Here is a 17,867-nt window from a genome sequence, read left to right on the forward strand (position 1 = left end):
GAACGAGGACGCGACACGCGCGTGGTGCTGTCGACGGGCAGGGACGCGGTGACGTAGAGCCGGTTCCCGACAGAAGGAACGACAGATCTGGAGGCGCTGTGAACCGATCGGCCACCGCGGTGCGACGGAGCACGGCTGCCTCGGAGGAAACGCAATGACCGAGCAGTACGTACTGGATCTCCAAGAGGTCGACGAGACACAGGTCGCGGTCGTCGGCGGCAAGGGCGCACACCTGGGCGGGCTGTCACGGATCGAGGGCATCCGTGTGCCGGTCGGCTTCTGCGTGACGACGGATGCCTTCCGGCAGATCATGGCGGAGGTGCCGTCGATCGACGAGCGGCTCGATCGGCTCTCGCGCTCGAACCCGGACGACCGGGAGGCGATCCGCACGCTCAGCGCGGAGATTCGCCGGAGCATCGAAGAGATCGCCCTCCCCGGTGAGCTCGCGGCGGCGGTCACCGGTGCGCTCGCCCGGCTCGGCGAGCGGTCCGCGTACGCCGTCCGGTCCAGCGCGACGGCCGAGGACCTGCCGACGGCCTCCTTCGCCGGCCAGCAGGACACGTATCTGAACGTCGTGGGGCCGACGGAGATCCTTCAGCACGTCAGCCGGTGCTGGGCCTCGCTGTTCACAGAGCGGGCCGTGACCTACCGTCAGCGGAACGGCATCGACCACCGCACGGTCCACATGGCCGTGGTCGTGCAGCAGATGGTCTTCCCGGAGGCGTCCGGCATCCTGTTCACGGCCGACCCCGTCACGGGCCATCGGAAGGTCGCCACGGTGGACGCCGGGTTCGGCCTCGGTGAGGCCCTGGTCTCCGGTCTGGTCAACCCGGACGTCTTCAAGGTGCGAGACGGCGAAGTCGTCACCAGGACGATCGCCGCCAAGCAGCGTGCCGTTGAGGCCCTGCCGGCCGGCGGCACGCGGGAAGTGGTGATCGAAGCGCAGCGGCAGGAGCGGCCGGCGCTGACCGACGCGCAGGCCGTGGAGCTCGTGCGGCTCGGGCGGCGGATCGAAGCACACTTCGGCAGTCCGCAGGACATCGAGTGGTGCCTGGTCGACGACGATTTCCGGATCGTTCAGAGCCGGCCGATCACGACGCTGTTCCCCATCCCCGAGAGCAGTGACCAGGAGAATCACGTCTACGTCTCTGTCGGCCATCAGCAGATGATGACCGACCCCATGAAGCCCCTCGGGCTGTCCATGTGGCGGCTGACGGCCATGGCGCCGATGCACGAGGCCGGCGGGAGGCTGTTCGTCGACGTCGCCCGGCGCCTGGCCTCACCCGCGAGCCGCGCCGCCCTCCTGGACATCATGGGGAGAGGCGACCCGTTGGTCAGGGACGCTCTGGAGACCGTCCTCGCCCACGACGATTTCGTCCCGTCGCTGCCGGACGCGGGTCCCGGCGGGCCGCCGACAGGCGGTGCGTCCGCTCCGGTCGAGGTTGATCCGGCCATCGTCGCCGAGCTGATCGAGCGCAGCCGGGCGTCCATCGCCGCACTGGAGCGCGATATCCGGACGAAGACCGGACCGGCGCTGTTCAACTTCCTGCTGGAGGCCTTCGAGGAGCACAAGCGGGTCCTCGGTGATCCGCTGAACATGCGGGCGATCATGGCGGGGATGGAAGCCACCTGGTGGCTCAACGACAAGCTGTGGGAGTGGCTGGGCGAGAAGAACGCGGCTGACACGCTGACGCTGTCCGCCCCGGACAACATCACGTCGGAGATGGGCCTGGAGCTGCTCGACGTCGCAGATGTGATCCGCCCGCATGCGGAAGTGGTGGCGTTCCTCCAGGACGTCGAGGACGAGGGTTTCCTGGACGAGCTGGCCAAGCTCGCGGGCGGGACCGAGGCACGGGACGCCATCGAGGGCTACCTCGACCGGTACGGCATGCGCTGCGTCGGCGAGATCGACATCACGAGGCCACGGTGGCGCGAGTACCCCACCACGCTCGTGCCCGTGATCCTCGACAACGTCAGGAACTTCGAGCCGGGTGCCGCCGAGCGACGCTTCGAGCAAGGGCGGCAGAAGGCACAGAAGAAGGAACAGGACGTGCTGGCACGCTTGCGGGCCCTGCCTGACGGGGACCGGAAAGCCGACGAGACCAAGCGGATGATCGACCAGGTTCGCACCTTCATCGGCTACCGGGAGTACCCGAAGTACGGCATCGTCACCCGCTACTTCCTCTACAAGCAGGCGCTGTTGGCGGAGGCCGAGCGCCTCGTGCGGGCCGACGTGCTGCGCGACAAGGAGGACGTCTTCCACCTCACGTTCCAGGAGTTCCACGACGTCGTACGCTCGCACCAGGTGGACCAACGGCTCATCCAGCAGCGCAGGGACGCGTTCCGGTCGTACCACGCGCTCACGCCGCCCCGGGTGCTCACCTCGGACGGTGAGGCCGTGACCGGGGCGTACCGGCGCGACGACGTCCCGGCCGGCGCCCTGATCGGCCTGCCGGTCTCCGCCGGGACCATCGAGGGACGGGCCCGCGTCATCCTCGACATGGCGGACGCGGATCTCGCAGCGGGCGACATCCTGGTCACGCCCTTCACGGACCCCAGCTGGTCGCCGCTGTTCGTCTCGATCGCGGGCCTGGTCACGGAGGTGGGCGGCCTGATGACCCATGGCGCGGTGATCGCCCGGGAGTACGGCTTGCCGGCCGTCGTGGGCGTGGAGCAGGCCACCCGGCTGATCCGGGACGGGCAGCGGATCCGTGTGCACGGGACCGACGGGTACATCGAGATCCTGCCTTGACCGACCACACCGAGAAGCGCCCTCCATGACTTGCGGTCATACGACGCCGAGCAGTTGACGACCACCCCGACCACCCCGACCGGCCCGTCGAGGCGGGTCGGGGTGGCGCACGCTAGGTTGGCGAGGACGGCCCCGTCGAAGAGGCAGGAACGAAAGCATGGAAGAGGAAGCCGAGCGCCACCGGGTCGAGTTCGCCAGTGGTACCGCAGCCTCGGTGGCCAATCGGCGCTCCTTCCGCGACCACGAGCGCAACGACATCGAGCCCGAGCTGCCCGGTTGGCCCCCGCGGCGGGGCTTCGCGGTACGGGGGTTCTTCGGCCGGCTCGGCTGGCACGCTCGTACCGCCCTCGCCGGGCTGTTGATGTTGCCGCTGTACGTCGTCGCCGAGGCCCTGGGCAGTCCCTCGTCGCCGGACAAGCGGGGCAAGCTGGAGGAGCGGGAGAACGAAGTGGACGACTTCCCCGTCATGTGGGCGGGTGACGGCGAGACGGCCCGAACGCTGCCCTGGCAGCTCGACCCCTCGCGGCGCTCCTGGCGAACGGTCACGCAGATCGAACTCGGCGGGCCCGACGGCCTCGTGCGCATGACGTCCTATGAGGACACGGCGCGGGGCAACTGGTTCGTGTCCTGGGGCGGTGGCGGAAAGGTGCCGGGGTCCGAGACCGTTCTGTGGGAACTGCCTCGAAAGGAGATCACCGGCGCGGAGATCAAGTCCTTCAGCATGGCCGAAGCCGACTTCAGGATCTCGTTCCGAGACGGTTCCTGGACCCGGCTGACGACGACTTCGTCGGACGGAGCACGCAGGATCGTGGCCCTTCTCGGCTAGCGCCCACCCGCGGTCCTTGCCACGGACAGGGGCCTCTGGGTGCCGCGTCGACCCGCTGCTCCGCAGTTCGGGTCATGTGTCGCCTCACCGGCTTCGGGGATCCCTCACCGACTGCGTGGGGGACGAGCTCGCCCGCCGACCGAGGCCCTACGACGTCCCCGGCCGGACCTGCGACGGAATCTCCACGTCCCGCGCCTTGTCTCCCGCCGGGAGCTGATCGGCGTAACCGGCCTCGGTCCACACCAGCTTCTTGAACTGTTCCGGGGTGAGTGTTCCCTGCCATGGGACGCCACCCGGGCAGAACACCGAGGTGCAGCCGTAGCAGTAGTGCGCCGGCTGCCACACGAGCTCCGCACGCGGTGACCCGGCCTCCGCGGCCGCCTTCTCTCGCCCATCACCCCGCACGACGACGAAGGTCCCGATGAAACACAGCAGGGCGAGCGCCGCACCGCCGATCACGTACAGCGGCTTGTCCTGCTGAACACCCGTGTAGGCGACGGCGATCCCGATGCCGGTCATCACCATGCCCTCCACGAAGTGCATGCATCCGTCGCCGGTCTTGTCCGGACCCGGTGCCAGACGTCCGTACAGGTCGTCACGCATCGCACCCTTGCCACCGCGGGCCTGCTCGACCGCCCGGACTTCGGTACCGCCGCACCCCGGACACTTGATCGCAACCGGCTCTCCGGTCCCCTCGTACCCCATGGCGATCAGCGTATCGACCCCCGAAATGGGAGCGGCCACCGGTCGCCGTATGTTCCGGGGCCCGCCGAACAGAGCGTGACCCTTGAGCGGCGGCCATGTCATCACCCATGAGCATCACCGTGACGGCAAGACCCTGATCGGGTGAAGTCACGACAAATGACTGACAGTTGGGGGTCTCGGTCGGTAAGTCTGGCTGGGGACATACGCAAGGCGGCGGACCGACCGACGCCGAGAGGCGCCGGTCGGCACGGGCTGTTCGATCAAGGGGGAAATCTTGCACAGGTCGTACACCTCGGCTGCGACGGTGACCGGCGTCGTGTGTCTCTCGCTGGCTCTCCTGGGCTGCGAAAAGGGCACGGGTTCCGACACCTCCGACGCGAAGGGGCCGTTCGCGGGCGAGGCGTCGCACGCAGCTCGGTCCCCGGATCCAGTCGGTACCGCCGGCGCCGGTTGGCAGGCCGTCAACAGCGACCAGCTACCGCCCAATGAGGACGCGGCCACGGCCAAGAGGGACGACGACGGCAAGGACCTCGCCAATGAGCGCGAGGCCATCGACGCCGGCACGCCCGACCCATGCGCGTTCATGACCATGCAGCGCTACAGCAGGATCACCCATCACGACGCCTACATAGCCGTACACGGTGGCGGCCCGTACGTCGCTGACCCGACCAGCTCCACGCCGGTCGACCGTCGCAACTGCTACATCACCAAGGGCGAGTGGGACGGAAAGCTCAAGAACAATCCACTCACGGGTGAGGTGATCAGCGTCTACAAGGACCCGGACGGCCTCATGGCCGACCGGCTCCGCAAGCGGCCGGCCGGCGACGAGCCCTGCGCCATCGGTCCGCAGGGCTATGTCCAGGAGGAGCCGGGGTGCACGGTCGTCAACCTCGACCCGTACGGCGCCGGCTTCGACAGCAGCAAGAGCAACGCCAACGTTCCGGACGCGTGGTTCTGTCTGCAGCGCGACGGCGACGGCGTCAACATCGTCACGGTCGTGATCAAGACCAGCAACGGCTACCTCACCCAATGGACCTACTACGGCACCGAACAGAGCGTGGCCCTGAACGGCGGGCGCATCATCGCCAACGAGCTGCGCGTCACGTTTGGTCTGAACGCCGCATGAACCATGACATGTTGACGCGTCGTAGCAGCCGATTCGAGCTCAGGGCCCGCCCCACAGCGGGCGATCGTCCTCCGGGCGGCTCGTCTCCCTGAGGGTGGGACCCATCGTCTCGTGCAGGGCGGTGACACCGGGACCGTCCAGTGCGGTCTCGGCCAGGCGGCCGTCGTTGCCGAGCGTCAGGCTCGCGAAGTGGCCCATGGACAGCGGATTGAGGACTTCCTCGTAGAAGAAGTCGATCGAGTCGGCCGGATACTCGGCCATGATCTGGCCCACCAGCGGAACGAGGCGGTCGTCGGCCGGCGCGTGATCGGCGAACATGACCGCCAGCCGTCCTGAGTCCAGGCGCCAGACGCGAAGCTGCAGGCCGAATCCCGCTTCGGCGGGAGGCCATGGGTCCTCGACTCGGAGCAGTTGCGGGGTTCCCGTCCCGGGTCCGCCGTCGTCCGCCTGTGACACGTCGCCTCCAAGTCAGTGGAACCGGACCCTCGTTGTGCCTGCGGCACGCCTGGCTGCTCGCCCTGCGTGTCCACGTCTCCGGACGATACGCCGCGGCCGGGCACCGCACATCCGTCACGGTTCGCGGTGACCCTTCACCGGGATGTTCCCGGTGACAGGGGATGCCGGACGGCCGGTCCGGCGCTGGAGCGGTGCGCCGATCAGCGGCGGATGAGGCCCAGGCTCGTGGCAGCGGCCACGGCGGCGGTGCGTGAGTCGACGTCGAGCTTGGCGTAGACGCGGGCGAGGTGGGACTTGACGGTGCCCTCGGTGAGGTGGAGGCGCTCACCGACGGCCTGGTTGGACAGGCCCTGGGCGACCAGGGTGAGGACTTCGGTCTCACGAGGGGTGAGGGCGGTGCCGGGCGCGCGGAGCCGGTTCATGAGTCGCTCGGCGACCGTGGGGGACAGGGTGGTGCGGCCGGTGGCGGCGGTGCGGACGGCGGCCGCCAGTTCCTCGGGTGGTGCGTCCTTGAGGAGGTAGCCGGTGGCGCCGGCTTCGATGGCGGGCAGAGTGTCGGCGTCGGAGTCGTAGGTGGTGACGATCAGTACGCGGGGTGCACCGGGCCGGGCGGTGATGGCGGCGGTCGCCTCGGCGCCGCCCATGCCCTTGCCGAACTGAAGGTCCATGAGGACGACGTCGATGTCGCCTTCGGTGGCGCGCGCGACGGCCTCCTCGGCGGTGGCGGCCTCCGCCACGACGGTGAGGCCGGGTTCGGTCTCCAGTACGGCCCGAAGCCCGGCCCGTACGACGGGGTGGTCGTCGGCAAGGAGGAGGCGGATGGCGCTGTCGGTCACGGGTGGGCCTCGGGCTCGGTCTCGTCGGGTGCGGGCAGGGGCAGCCGGGCGGTCAGGGTGGTGCCGTGGCCGGGGGTGGATACGACGGTCAGGGTGCCGCCGAGGTCGTGGGTGCGTGAGCGCATGGCGGCCAGTCCGAAGCCTCCGTTGCCGGTGTCGCGGTCGGGCAGCCGGCCGGTGTCGAAGCCCGTGCCGTCGTCGGTGACGGTGAGGGCGACATGGCCGTCGGCGTATTCGAGGGTGACGTCCGCCGCGGTTGCCTGCGCGTGGCGGACGGTGTTGGCGAGGGCGGACTGGGCGATGCGCAGCAGGGCGACCTCGTGTCCGGTCGGCAGTGGCACGGGGTCGCCGGTGAGGTGGAAGCGTGCGGTGAGCGGGTGGCGGGCGCTGGTGGTGGAGCACAGGCGTTCCAGGGCGTCGGCCACGGTGGTGTCTTCGAGGGCGGGCGGGGTGAGGGCGGCGACGAAGCGGCGGGCCTCGGTGAGATTGTCCATGGCCGTCTGGCGGGCTTGGTCCACATGGCGGGCGGCGGCCTCGGGGCGGCCGGGGAGGGCGCGCTCGGCGGCGCGCAGCAGCAGCTGGATGCTGGTCAGCCCCTGGGCGAGGGTGTCGTGGATCTCGCGGGCCAGGCGTTCGCGTTCGGCCAGTACCCCGGCGGTGTGCTGCACGGCGGCGAGGTCGGCGCGGGTCGCGGTCAGCTCCTGGATCAAACGGCGGCGCTGTTCGCTCTCGCGGTAGAGCGCCTGATAGCCCCACACCACGGCGACGGCGACGGCTGCACCCAGAGCGGGGCCGATGGCCATGGCCGGGCTGAAGGCGTCCTGATGAGCGGCGAAACCCGCGATGGCGGCTACCGCGGTGGCCACCACGGCGATGAGGCCTGCGCGGCGGGGCAGCAGGTGGAGCTGGAGAAAGTAGAGGGGGAAGGCGACCCAGACGGCGTCGGCGGACAGGGCCAGCAGCCCCAGCCAGACGGCGCCCACGGCAGCCAGCCACAGTGCGGCGGCGCGCCGCGAGCGGCGGACACGGGGCAGGAGTGGCCCGGCCGCGTAGACCCCCGCGCAGAGCGCCGATACGGCGACGACGGCTCCGGCGTGCGGCAGGTGCCCGGTGACGGCGCGGCCCGCGGCGAGGGCGAGCAGGGCGACGACCAGCAGGTGCAGGCACCAGGTCAGGGCCCGGGTGGTCGGGGTCAGGGTGGGAGCGGTGGAGTTCACGGTTCTTCCAGGCTAAGGAAAGGGACCGGTTCGGGCCTCTGCCGAAAGTTACAACTGGCGGCCCCCCTCTTGATCCGCGAAGTGCGGTCCTGGGCCAGATGCCGGTGCGGGGCGCCGACGGCGACGGTGGGGGAGTACCGCTTCCACCACCGCAAAGGACAGGTCCGTGTTCGTCGCCTGGAGAGACCTGAGGTTCGCCAAGGGGCGCTTCGCCCTGATGGGGACCGTCATCGTGCTGATCACCCTGTTGGTCGGGCTGCTGTCCGGGCTGACCGCCGGACTGGGGCAGCAGAACGTCTCCGCGATCACCTCCCTGCCCGCCGACAGAATCGCCTTCGCCGCGCCCGGCGGCGGGCAGGACCTGTCGTACGCCGACTCGACCGTCACCGAGGAGCAGTGGCGGTACTGGGCCCGCACGCCCGGTGTCACCCGCGCCGAACCGCTGGGCATCACCACCACCCGAGCCGCGGCGGGGGACAGGAGCGCCGGGGTGTCCGTCTTCGGAGTACGGCCCGGCTCCTCGCTCGCACCGGAGGGCGGCGAGCTCGACGACCACAGCGCGGTGCTGTCCGACACGGCCGCCGACGACCTCGGCCTAAGGCCGGGTGACACCGTCACCGTCGCCGGGCAGCGACTGACGGTCGCAGCTGTGAGGGGCGACGCCCACTTCAGCCACACCCCGGTCGTCTGGACCTCCCTCGACGTCTGGCGCAGGACCGCACCGCCCACCGCCGATGGCGATGGGGCGTCCGCGACGGTGATCGCCCTGAACACCACGTCCGACGCCGACGTCGACGCCGCGGACCACGCGGCGGGCACCGAGACGCTCTCCCGGGACGACTCCCTGTCCGCGATCGGCTCCTACACCTCGGAGAACGGCTCCCTGCAACTGATGCGTGGCTTCCTGTTCGCCATCTCCGCCCTGGTCATCGGCGCGTTCTTCACCGTGTGGACCATCCAGCGCAGCGGCGACGTCGCCGTACTGAAGGCTCTGGGTGCCTCCACGGCCGGCCTGCTGAAGGACGCTCTCGGCCAGGCCGTCGTCCTGCTCGCCGGCGGCACCCTGCTCGGTACGGGCATCGCAGGCGCTCTCGGTGCCGCCGTCTCCGGTTCCTCCGTGCCCTTCGTCCTCGAACCCGCCACGATCCTCGTCCCGGCGGCGGTGATGATCCTGCTCGGCGCGCTCGGTGCCGCCCTGTCCGTCCGCCGCATCACCTCCGTCGACCCGCTGACCGCCCTGGGGAGCGTCCGATGAGCCTGCACCTGACCGACGTCACCCTCACCTATCCCGACGGCGATGCCCGGCTGACCGCCCTGGACCGGATCACCCTGGACGTCCCGAGGGGCAGCCTGACCGCCGTGGTCGGCCCTTCCGGCTCGGGCAAGTCCAGCCTCCTCGCGGTCGCCGCCACCCTAGTCACCCCCGACGCCGGGACCGTCACCGTCGACGGCACCTCCACCACGGGCATGACCCGCCGTGAGCTGACCGAGCTGCGCCGCCACAAGATCGGCATCGTCTTCCAGCAGCCCAACCTGCTGCCCTCGCTCACCGCCGCCGAACAACTCCAGGTCATGGCACAGATCGACGGCCGCTCACCGAAGAAGGCGCACGGCCGGGCCGTCGAACTCCTGGACTCCGTCGGGCTCGCCGGTCACGCACACCGCCGTCCCCACCAGCTCTCCGGCGGCCAGCGTCAGCGCGTCAACATCGCCCGCGCCCTGATGAACGACCCCACCGTCCTCCTGGTCGACGAACCCACGAGCGCCCTCGACCACGAACGCGGCGCCGCCGTCATCGAACTGATCACCCGCCTCACCCATGAGCGTGCCACCGCCACGGTGCTGGTCACCCACGACCGCACCCACCTCATCGCCGCCGACGGCCTCGCCGAGGTGCGCGACGGGAGGCTCAGCGTCGCGACACCGGCCTTCGGCACGCGTCGCCGAGAGGGCGTGGACGGAGAGGGGCGTGTGGACGACATCCATGGCGACGGCACTTGAGGGCGAACCGTGGTCACACCTGGGCCTCGAGGTCGCTGAAGACGACGATCGCGCGGCCTCCTTCCTGGACGACAGAGTCGGCGGCAGCGGCTCGAAGAGGGCGGTCAACGCGCTGCGGGCCGCCCTGGAGGAGGGCAAGTTCGTGGAGTACCACGAGGTGCTGTACGCCAACCAGCCCGAGGAGAGCGTCGACGGCTGCACCGACGCCTAACTGTTGGAGCTCGCCGGCCAGGTGAAGGGCTTGCGTGAAGGGTGTCGAAGCTCGAAGGTCCACCACGAGGCCCGCACCGGACCGGGTGCCCCGCCATGCCAAGGGGAGGCGGTGGCGGACGCCGGTGCCTGCGGCGATCGGAGGATCCGCCGGCCGGCCGTACGCGTCAACACTGGCGCGGCCGCGGCCGCCCCCCGTACTGCCGCCCGACCGAGTACCGGTCGGCCCGGGCTCTTCACTTCCGCCGTCGCTGCACTGCCCCCCGGTTCCGGCGCTCGGGGGTGACGGACACGACTCTGTCGCGCGGTGTCTCCAGGCGTGACTTCACTGCGTCCGCAGCCTGTGCCCACCGCCCCGGGTGACGGCATCGAGCGAGAAAGGGCCCCGCCCTGCGGTCACCGCTCCAAGTTTTCCGCAGGGACGGGGCCGCCCGCCCCTTCGCTCCATTGGGCGGGCCGTGGGCGGTTGTCCCCGAACGCCCACTCCCCAAAAATAAAACGAACGATTATTTTTTGCAACTCTCCTCCGGCTGCACACCCGGCGTCGCGGGACGGCATCTGCCGGGGCCGTTCTGGTGCTGGTGTCGCCCCTCGCCGTGGCCTGGTGGGGGCGTCGGCGAGGCGCCTGGTGATCCGGTCGAGCGCTCGGACCTGGGGTGGCGGGGCTGTGCCCTGGACCATCATCGAACCGATCGGTACCATCTCCTGCATGCCCGTACCCAAAGGAAGCTCCCTGGACCCGGAACGAACCCGCGCGACGCTCCTCGCCTCCGCGACCGGGATCCTTTACGAGCGCGGCCTCGACGGCGTCGGCGTGAGCGAGCTGTGCCGCGCGGTCGGCGCCTCCAAGGAGACGCTGTACCGGCACTTCGGCTCCAAGGACGGCCTCGTCCAGGCGGTGCTCGAGGAGCGCAGCGACCGTGTCGTGCGGTGGCTGACGGACGTGGCCGAGGCGGCGGGACCCGACCCGCGCACCCAACTGGCGGCGGTATTCGACGAGTTGAGCGACTGGTATCGGCAGCCCGGCTTTCGTGGCTGTGCCATCGTCAATGCCGCGACGCAACGGCACGTGCCGCCCGCGCGCACCGTCGCCGACCGCCATCTGGGGCGCTACCGGCAGCTGCTGACGGACATCGCGCAGCGGTCCGGAGCCCGGGATCCGAACCGCCTGGGACGCCAGCTGCTGATCCTCCTGGAGGGCGCCACCGTGGTCGCCGACCACCACGACCCCGATGGTTCGGCCGCACAGGACGCCAAGCAGGCGGCCCTCGCGCTGGTCTCGGCCGCGGGGGCGTGACGAGATGGACGTTCAGGGATTCACCGCGCCCGGCTTCGGGGCGGTGGCCGAAGTCTTCGCCCGCAACTTCGATCGGTACGGCGAGGTGGGCGCGGCCTTCGCCGCGTACCGCCACGGCGCACCCGTCGTGGACCTCTGGGGCGGCACCGCGGATCCGTCGAGCGGACGCCCCTGGCACCGTGACACGCTCCAGCTGGTCTTCTCCGGTGCCAAAGGTCTGACGGCCGCGTGCGTCCTCCTGCTGACGGAACGCGGACTTCTGGACCTCGATGCGCCCGCCGCACGCTACTGGCCGCAGTTCGCGGCCGCCGACAAGGGGCGGATCACAGTCGGCGAGATCCTGTCCCACCAGGCACGACTGCCTGGCGTGCAAGCACCCTTCAGCACCGAGGAGTTGCTGGACCACGAGCACATGGCCAAACTCCTGGCCGCACAGGCACCGACCCAGGACCCGCGGGCCGGGTTCATCTATCACGCGCTCACGTGGGGCTGGCTGGCGGGCGAGCTGGTGCGCCGGGTCGACGGACGGACCGTCGGGGCCCTGTTCGCCGAGGAGTTCGCCCGCCCGCTCGGCCTCGACATCTGGCTGGGACTCCCCGACGAGGAGCACCACCGCGCCGCGACGACGCTCGCCGGCCCGGACGTCCTGCAACCGCACGCCGAGGACGACGACCCGCTTCTCGCTCTGATCCGCAACCCCCTGCTCACCCCGGACGCCCCCGCGCTCTGGAACAGCGCCGCCTTCCGACGCGCCGAATTCCCTGCGGTCGGTGCGCATGTGACGGCCCGTTCGATGGCTCGCTTCTACTCCTGTCTGGCACAGGGCGGCGAGCTCGAAGGTGTACGCGTACTGCAGCCGGCGACCGTGGAACTCGCACGGCGTGAACTGCGGCGAGGGATCGCGTCACTGTGGGGCAGCCCGATGGCGTACGGAGCGGGATTCGAACTCCGCACCGAACTGGCGCTGTTCGGCCCGCCCACGGACACCTTCGGACATGCCGGAGCCGGCGGTTCGCGGCACGGTGCCTGGCCCTCCGAAGGCATCGGCTTCTCCTACACGATGAACCTGACCCGCGCCGACCTCCCGGACCGGCGCCCGCTCGATCTCCTGCACGCGCTGCACGACGCGGTACACCCTTGAGACCTCGCCACGGAGCCCTCATGGTGCCCCTGCAAGGGGACTTGGAACCGTGGTGCGATCCCATTGAATTGGGCACCCGGCGGGCGCCGAGAAAGGGCTCGCGCACGGCTTCGGCGGGGGCGTCGACGCCTTGCGGGCACGTTGTGAATCCCCTTTGGTCGACCGACTCCCGACAAGTATTCAGCCGCCCGTCCATGCCATCGGCAAAACGGCTCTGACCTGGCGCTTTCCAAGGATCGGCCTAAGCTGGCGAGCACTGTTGGACAGTCCTGGAGGGCTTCATGGGCGGGGACGGCGCGATGTACGACGCGACTCGGATCCAGGTACTCGAAGGGAGGGAAGCCATCCGGAAGCGACCGGGCATGTACGTCGGGTCGACCGGCGAACGCGGCCTGCATCAGCTGGTGTTCGAGGTCGTCGACCGGGCGGTCGACGAAGTGCTCGCCGGCCGCGCCGAGTCCGTCGACGTCACGCTGACCCCCGGCGGCTCCATACGGGTCACCGACGACGGGCCGGGTGTCCCCGTCGCAGCCGCGGGGGACACCGAGACCCCCAGCCTCGAAGCGCTGCTGACCCGCATGCCGGCAGCGACACAGTCCGGCGGCCGTCACAGCGTGACCATGGGACTCTTCGGCCTCGGCCCCAGTGTCACCAACGCCCTTTCGCGCCACCTGACGGCCGAGGTCCGGCGCAACGGGATGCACTGGGTGCAGCACTACGCGCGCGGTGAGGCAATCGCGCCGCCCACACGGAAAGGGCCCACGACCCGCACCGGCACCACCATCGTCTTCGAGCCCGACGCGGACATATTCAGCACGGTGGAGTGCTCGTTCGACGTGCTCGCGCAGCGGTTCAGTGAACTGGCCTTCCTCAACCGCAACCTGACCCTCTCACTGACCGATCGGCGCCCCACGGGCCAGGCACGGCCTCTGCGCTTCCACCACCCGGGCGGAGTCCGCGACCTCATCGCCTCCCTCGACGCTCGGGCGGCCGCTCATGCGGACATCCTCGGTTTCGAACACGAGGACCCGCGCATGGCGGGGACCATGGAAGTGGCACTCGGCTGGTCCGACACCGCCGCAGCGCGTGTCCACAGCTTCGCGAACAGCTCACCCACACCCGAAGGCGGGACACACGTGGCGGGCTTTCGCGACGGGGCGACGGCCGCAATCAACGCGTTCGCGCGGGAGCGACAACTGCTCGAAGCAGCACAACCCGATATCGGCGCCGACCGGATCATCGAGTGCCTCACGGTGGCCGTCTCGGTGAAACTCGACCGGCCCGAATTCGAAGGCGCCACGCGCGGCCTGCTCGGCGGTACCGCAGTACACGCCTGCGTCCAGGAGGCCGTCCGGGAGCACATGGGCACCTGGCTGGCACAACACCCGAAGCTGGCCGCGGCCGTCATCGGCAGGACCACCTGAGGGACGCAGCTCGGCTGACAGGCGCATCCAGGCGGTGAGCACCGGACACGTGGCCTTCCCCGACGTCGGCGCTCATGAGGTCACCACCTCTCAGGCGCCGTCGCCTCGTCGTCAGAGCATGAGCTGGTCGATCGTGATGGGCAGCGAGCGGATGCGGCGCCCGGTGGCGTGGAAGACGGCGTTGCCGATGGCCGCGGCGAGCCCGACCAGGCCGACTTCGCCGATTCCCTTGGTTCCCGTGCGAGTTGCCCGGTCGGGGCCGCCGACGAAGAGCACGTCGATGTAGGGGACGTCGGCGTTCACCGGCATCAGGTAGTCCCCGAAGGTCGCGTTGGCGATGCGCCCGGTGACGGCGTCGGTGGCCGTCTCCTCGAACAGGGCCTGGCTGATGCCGCCCACGGTGCCGCCGATGATCTGGCTGGTCGCCGTCTTCTCGTTCAGGATGCGTCCGCCGTCGATGGCGGAGACCACCCGCGCCACCCGTAGCAGACCCAGCGCGGGGTCGATGCGTACTTCGACGAACTTCGCGCCGAAGGCACCTGCGGGGGCCATCCCCAGATCCTCGGCACGAGGCGGGGTGCTCCTGCCGTCGGCGCTGAGTTCCTCCAGGCCGTGACGGGCCAGGATGCCCACGTAGGACTCTCCCTGCGCGGAATCCTCGATGAGGTGGATGCGTCCGTCGGAGACCGCCACGTCTTCGGCGGTGGCCCCTTGCAGAGGGGATCGGGTGTCGTCGCGGACGATGTCGAGGAATTCCCGCGTCAGCCGTCGGCAGGCGGCGTGGACGGCGTTGGCGAGGGCCCCGGTGAGACCGGACCCGCCGGCCTGGGGCGCGTACGGCATGTCGGAGTCACCGAGGTCGAAACGCACCCTGTCGACGTCCAGACCCAGGAGTTCGGCCGTCAGCTGGGTCATGACCGTGTAGGTGCCCGTTCCGATGTCGGTGGCGGCGCTGCGCGCGTACGCCGAGCCGTCGTGACGTACGGACACCCGGGCCTGGCACGGCACTTGGTAGAACGGGTACGAGACGCCGGCGAGACCGTAGCCGACGAGCAGGTTTCCCTCGCGCATGGAGCCGGGTTCCCGGCCGCGTCGCGACCAGCCGAACCGTTCGGCGCCTTCGAGGTAGCACGCGCGCAGGGCGTTGCTCGACCAGGGGAGGCCGCGCAGCGGGTGCTCGTCGGCGAAGTTGCGCAGGCGGAACTCGAGTGGATCCATGCCGATGGCGTGGGCGACGTCGTCGATCGCGGACTCCAGGGCGAAGTTGCCCTGTCCCTCGGCCGGTGCGCGCATGGAGCCCGGGCAGGGGATGTTCAGGCGCGCCTGGCGGTCGCGGGTCAGCACGTTGGGACAGGCGTAGGCGACGGCCGAACCGGCGGAGACCGGTTCGTAGTCGTCGTCCTCCATCGCCACGGAGGAGATGCCGTGGTGCTCGATGGCGACGAGGTCCCCGTCGCGGGTCGCGCCGATCTTGATCTGCTGGACACTGTTGGGCCGGTGCCCGACGGAGGTGAACATCTCGGGTCGGCTCAGCACCAGCTTGACCGGGCGTTTGAGCTCACGAGCCGCCAGCACGGCGAGGATCACATGGGACCACACCCGCAGTCCGGCGCCGAAGCCGCCACCGACGAAGGGGGCCAGGACTCTGACGCCGCTCTCGGGGATCCCGAAGACCGCGGCGAGTGTCGTACGGACGTTGTGGGGCCACTGCGTGGAGTCGTGCACGGTCAGCGAATCGCCGTGCCAGGACGCGACGGTGGTCATCAGCCCGAGCGGGTTGTTGGTGTTGTCGGGAGTGGTGTAGGTCCCCTCGACGACCACGTCCGCCTGGGCGAATCCCGCGCCCACGTCACCGCGTTCGGTGTCCATGCCCCAGGGGTTCACGACGATCTCGGCCCGGGGGTCGTCCACGTCGAGCAGGGCCTCGGTCGCCTCGTACCGGATGTGTATCAACCGCGCGGCGTGCCGGGCCTGTTCGGCGCTCTCGGCCACCACGATCGCGATGTGTTGCCCGTAGTGCAGGATGCGGTCGTCCCGCAGCGGAGTCGGAGGCGATCCGCCCAGCAAAGTCATCGGGCCGGGTTCCAGTCGCGGCGCGGTCAGATGGGTGATGACGGTCAGCACACCAGGAGCCGCCAGGGCCTCGGACGCGTCGATGCCGGTGATGCGTCCCGCGGCGATGGTGCTGCCCACCAGGGCGGCGTGTGTCATTCCGGGCAGGGTGAAGTCATTGGGGTACTGGGCCGCTCCGGTCACCTTGAGCGGGGCGTCGACGCGGTCGAGACCCGCACCGACGATCCTGCCGGCTTCGAGAGTCGTCATGACGGGGCTCCTGCAACGGTCTCCAGAGTGCGTACGAGAGTGCGCTTGGCCAACTCCACCTTGAAGGCGGTGCCGGGCAGTGGCCTGGCGCCCTCGAGGGCTGCCTCCGCCGCGACGCGGAAGAGGTCGGCACCCGCGGGGTTGCCCCGCAGGACGTCCTCCGCGTCCCAGGCGCGCCAGGGGATGGTGCCGACTCCGCCCAGTGCCACGCGCGCCTCCTGGACGACGCCGTCCTCGATCACGAGAGCCACCGCGGCCGAGGTCAGCGCGAACTCGTAGGAGGCGCGGTCGCGGACCTTGATGTAGTGGGACCGGATTCCGGCGTCGAGCAGCGGGATGTCGATCGCGGTGATCAACTCTCCGTGCCGCAGCACGTTCTCGATGTGGGGTGTGTCGCCCGGCGGCAGGTAGAACTGGGTCATGGGGATCGACCGTGAACCGTCCATGCCTTGCGTGTGGACGATCGCGTCGAGTGCTGTCAGCGGCACCGCGACGTCCGAGGCGTGCAGGGCGATGCAGTGGTCGCTGGTGCCGAGGATGGCGTGCATCCGCTGGATTCCGGCGATCGCGGCGCATCCCGAGCCGGGGTTGCGCTTGTTGCAGGCGGCGACGGTGGGGTCTCTGAAGTAGCGGCACCGGGCCCGTTGCAGCAGATTGCCGCCGATCGTGGCCATGTTGCGCAGTTGGGTCGAGGCACCGAGCAGAAGGGCCTCGCGTACGAAGGGCAGTCGCTCGCCCATGACGGGATCGGCGGCGAGTTCCTCCATCGTCGTCAACGCTCCGACCTGGACGGCCGAGTCGGTGTGCGTGATGCCGCCGAGGGGGAGGCGGGTGATGTCGACGAGCCGGTCGGGGTGGAGAACGCCGTCCTTCATCAGGTCCAGCTGTGTGGTGCCGCCGGCCAGGAACATCGCGTCCGGATCGGCGCTGACCGTGGCCACGGCCTGGTCGGCGTCGGTTGCGCGGGCATACTCGAAGGGATGCATCGTCAACCCTCCGCGGCCACATCGCGAATCGCGGCGCGGATGTTCGGATAGGCGCCGCAGCGGCAGAGGTTGCCGCTCATGAACTCGCGGATGTCTTCTTCCGAGTTCGCGCGTCCCTCGGCGATGAGGCATACAGCGGACATGATCTGCCCCGGCGTGCAGTAACCGCACTGGAACGCGTCGTGACGGGCGAACGCCGCCTGCACGGGGTGCGGCTCACCGTCCGCGGACAGCGACTCGACGGTGGTGATCTCGCGCCCCTCGCACTGGGCGGCCAGGGAGAGACACGACACCACGCGCTTCCCGTCGACCATGACCGTGCAGGCCCCGCAGGCACCCTGGTCGCACCCCTTCTTCGCCCCGGTGAGGCCCAGATGGTCGCGCAGCGCGTCGAGCAGTGTGACCCGTGTGTCCAGGCGGAGCCGGTGCGGTGTGCCGTTCACGTTCAAGGTCACGTCGACCTGGGGTACTTCCGGCGGAGCTTGTCCTGCCGTCCGCGCCTCGGCTTCCACATGCTTCATGGCGCCTCGATTCGATCTCTCGGGCGGAGCGTCTGCCGGGCCAGGCG

At 70.0% G+C, this 17,867-nt stretch carries 15 protein-coding genes and 1 pseudogene; 9 read left to right on the forward strand and 7 right to left on the reverse strand.

The window, feature by feature from the left end:
- Positions 1-154: 154 nt before the first annotated feature.
- Both rph and ABEB03_RS21120 read left to right on the forward strand, forming a co-directional pair.
- Positions 155-2,752, forward strand: a complete 2,598-nt coding sequence (rph, locus tag ABEB03_RS21115) for a rifamycin-inactivating phosphotransferase (RefSeq protein ID WP_345651339.1) — start codon at positions 155-157, stop codon at positions 2,750-2,752.
- A 157-nt stretch (positions 2,753-2,909) separates the two neighbouring features.
- Positions 2,910-3,578, forward strand: a complete 669-nt coding sequence (locus tag ABEB03_RS21120) for a hypothetical protein (protein WP_345651342.1) — start codon at positions 2,910-2,912, stop codon at positions 3,576-3,578.
- Between the two features lie 147 nt (positions 3,579-3,725).
- Here the strand turns inward: ABEB03_RS21120 and ABEB03_RS21125 are convergent, their stop codons facing one another.
- Positions 3,726-4,181 (reverse strand): hypothetical protein, encoded by a 456-nt coding sequence (locus tag ABEB03_RS21125; protein WP_345651344.1) that lies wholly within the window; start codon positions 4,179-4,181, stop codon positions 3,726-3,728.
- A 376-nt stretch (positions 4,182-4,557) separates the two neighbouring features.
- On the opposite strand from ABEB03_RS21125, the gene ABEB03_RS21130 reads away from it, so the two are divergent.
- Positions 4,558-5,409, forward strand: a complete 852-nt coding sequence (locus ABEB03_RS21130; protein WP_345651347.1) for a hypothetical protein — start codon at positions 4,558-4,560, stop codon at positions 5,407-5,409.
- A gap of 39 nt (positions 5,410-5,448) precedes the next feature.
- Here the strand turns inward: ABEB03_RS21130 and ABEB03_RS21135 are convergent, their stop codons facing one another.
- The 3 genes from ABEB03_RS21135 to ABEB03_RS21145 form a co-directional block, all read right to left on the reverse strand.
- On the reverse strand, positions 5,449-5,727 hold the full coding sequence (locus ABEB03_RS21135) for a hypothetical protein (protein ID WP_345651351.1): 279 nt from the start codon (positions 5,725-5,727) through the stop codon (positions 5,449-5,451).
- Positions 5,728-6,065: 338 nt separating this feature from the next.
- Positions 6,066-6,701, reverse strand: a complete 636-nt coding sequence (locus ABEB03_RS21140; RefSeq protein ID WP_345651354.1) for a response regulator transcription factor — start codon at positions 6,699-6,701, stop codon at positions 6,066-6,068.
- Positions 6,698-7,918 carry a sensor histidine kinase gene (locus tag ABEB03_RS21145; RefSeq protein WP_345651357.1) on the reverse strand — a complete coding sequence of 407 codons (1,221 nt, stop codon included), beginning with the start codon at positions 7,916-7,918 and terminating at the stop codon, positions 6,698-6,700. The genes ABEB03_RS21140 and ABEB03_RS21145 overlap by 4 nt, the downstream gene beginning before the upstream one ends.
- Before the next feature lie 166 nt (positions 7,919-8,084).
- On the opposite strand from ABEB03_RS21145, the gene ABEB03_RS21150 reads away from it, so the two are divergent.
- The 6 genes and pseudogenes from ABEB03_RS21150 to ABEB03_RS21175 all read left to right on the forward strand — a co-directional run bounded on the left by ABEB03_RS21150 (position 8,085) and on the right by ABEB03_RS21175 (position 13,991).
- Positions 8,085-9,173: an ABC transporter permease gene (locus ABEB03_RS21150; protein ID WP_345651360.1), complete on the forward strand. Its 1,089-nt coding sequence runs from the start codon at positions 8,085-8,087 to the stop codon at positions 9,171-9,173.
- Positions 9,170-9,919 (forward strand): ABC transporter ATP-binding protein, encoded by a 750-nt coding sequence (locus tag ABEB03_RS21155; protein WP_345651363.1) that lies wholly within the window; start codon positions 9,170-9,172, stop codon positions 9,917-9,919. The genes ABEB03_RS21150 and ABEB03_RS21155 overlap by 4 nt, the downstream gene beginning before the upstream one ends.
- A 55-nt stretch (positions 9,920-9,974) precedes the next feature.
- Positions 9,975-10,127 (forward strand): annotated as a pseudogene (locus ABEB03_RS21160) (DsbA family protein); the annotation flags it as partial.
- Positions 10,128-10,838: 711 nt separating this feature from the next.
- Positions 10,839-11,426, forward strand: coding sequence for a TetR/AcrR family transcriptional regulator (locus ABEB03_RS21165; RefSeq protein WP_345651368.1), 588 nt, complete (start codon positions 10,839-10,841; stop codon positions 11,424-11,426).
- A gap of 4 nt (positions 11,427-11,430) precedes the next feature.
- Positions 11,431-12,567, forward strand: coding sequence for a serine hydrolase domain-containing protein (locus tag ABEB03_RS21170; RefSeq protein ID WP_345651371.1), 1,137 nt, complete (start codon positions 11,431-11,433; stop codon positions 12,565-12,567).
- A 299-nt stretch (positions 12,568-12,866) separates the two neighbouring features.
- Entirely contained in the window at positions 12,867-13,991 is a 1,125-nt protein-coding gene (locus tag ABEB03_RS21175) for an ATP-binding protein (protein ID WP_345651374.1), read from the forward strand.
- 111 nt (positions 13,992-14,102) lie between these two features.
- On the opposite strand, the gene ABEB03_RS21180 is transcribed toward ABEB03_RS21175, so the two are convergent.
- Genes ABEB03_RS21180 through ABEB03_RS21190 form a run of 3 tightly spaced genes read right to left on the reverse strand, consistent with a single transcriptional unit; the run spans position 14,103 to position 17,820 of the window.
- Entirely contained in the window at positions 14,103-16,313 is a 2,211-nt protein-coding gene (locus ABEB03_RS21180; protein ID WP_345651378.1) for a xanthine dehydrogenase family protein molybdopterin-binding subunit, read from the reverse strand.
- Positions 16,310-17,299 (reverse strand): FAD binding domain-containing protein, encoded by a 990-nt coding sequence (locus tag ABEB03_RS21185; protein WP_345651383.1) that lies wholly within the window; start codon positions 17,297-17,299, stop codon positions 16,310-16,312. Before ABEB03_RS21185 ends, ABEB03_RS21180 begins: the two co-directional genes overlap by 4 nt.
- Before the next feature lie 2 nt (positions 17,300-17,301).
- Positions 17,302-17,820, reverse strand: coding sequence for a (2Fe-2S)-binding protein (locus ABEB03_RS21190; RefSeq protein ID WP_345651386.1), 519 nt, complete (start codon positions 17,818-17,820; stop codon positions 17,302-17,304).
- Between the last annotated feature and the right edge of the window lie 47 nt (positions 17,821-17,867).

The sequence above is a fragment of the Streptomyces siamensis genome (assembly GCF_039543605.1).
In the GTDB taxonomy this organism is placed as follows: Bacteria; Actinomycetota; Actinomycetes; order Streptomycetales; family Streptomycetaceae; genus Streptomyces; species Streptomyces siamensis.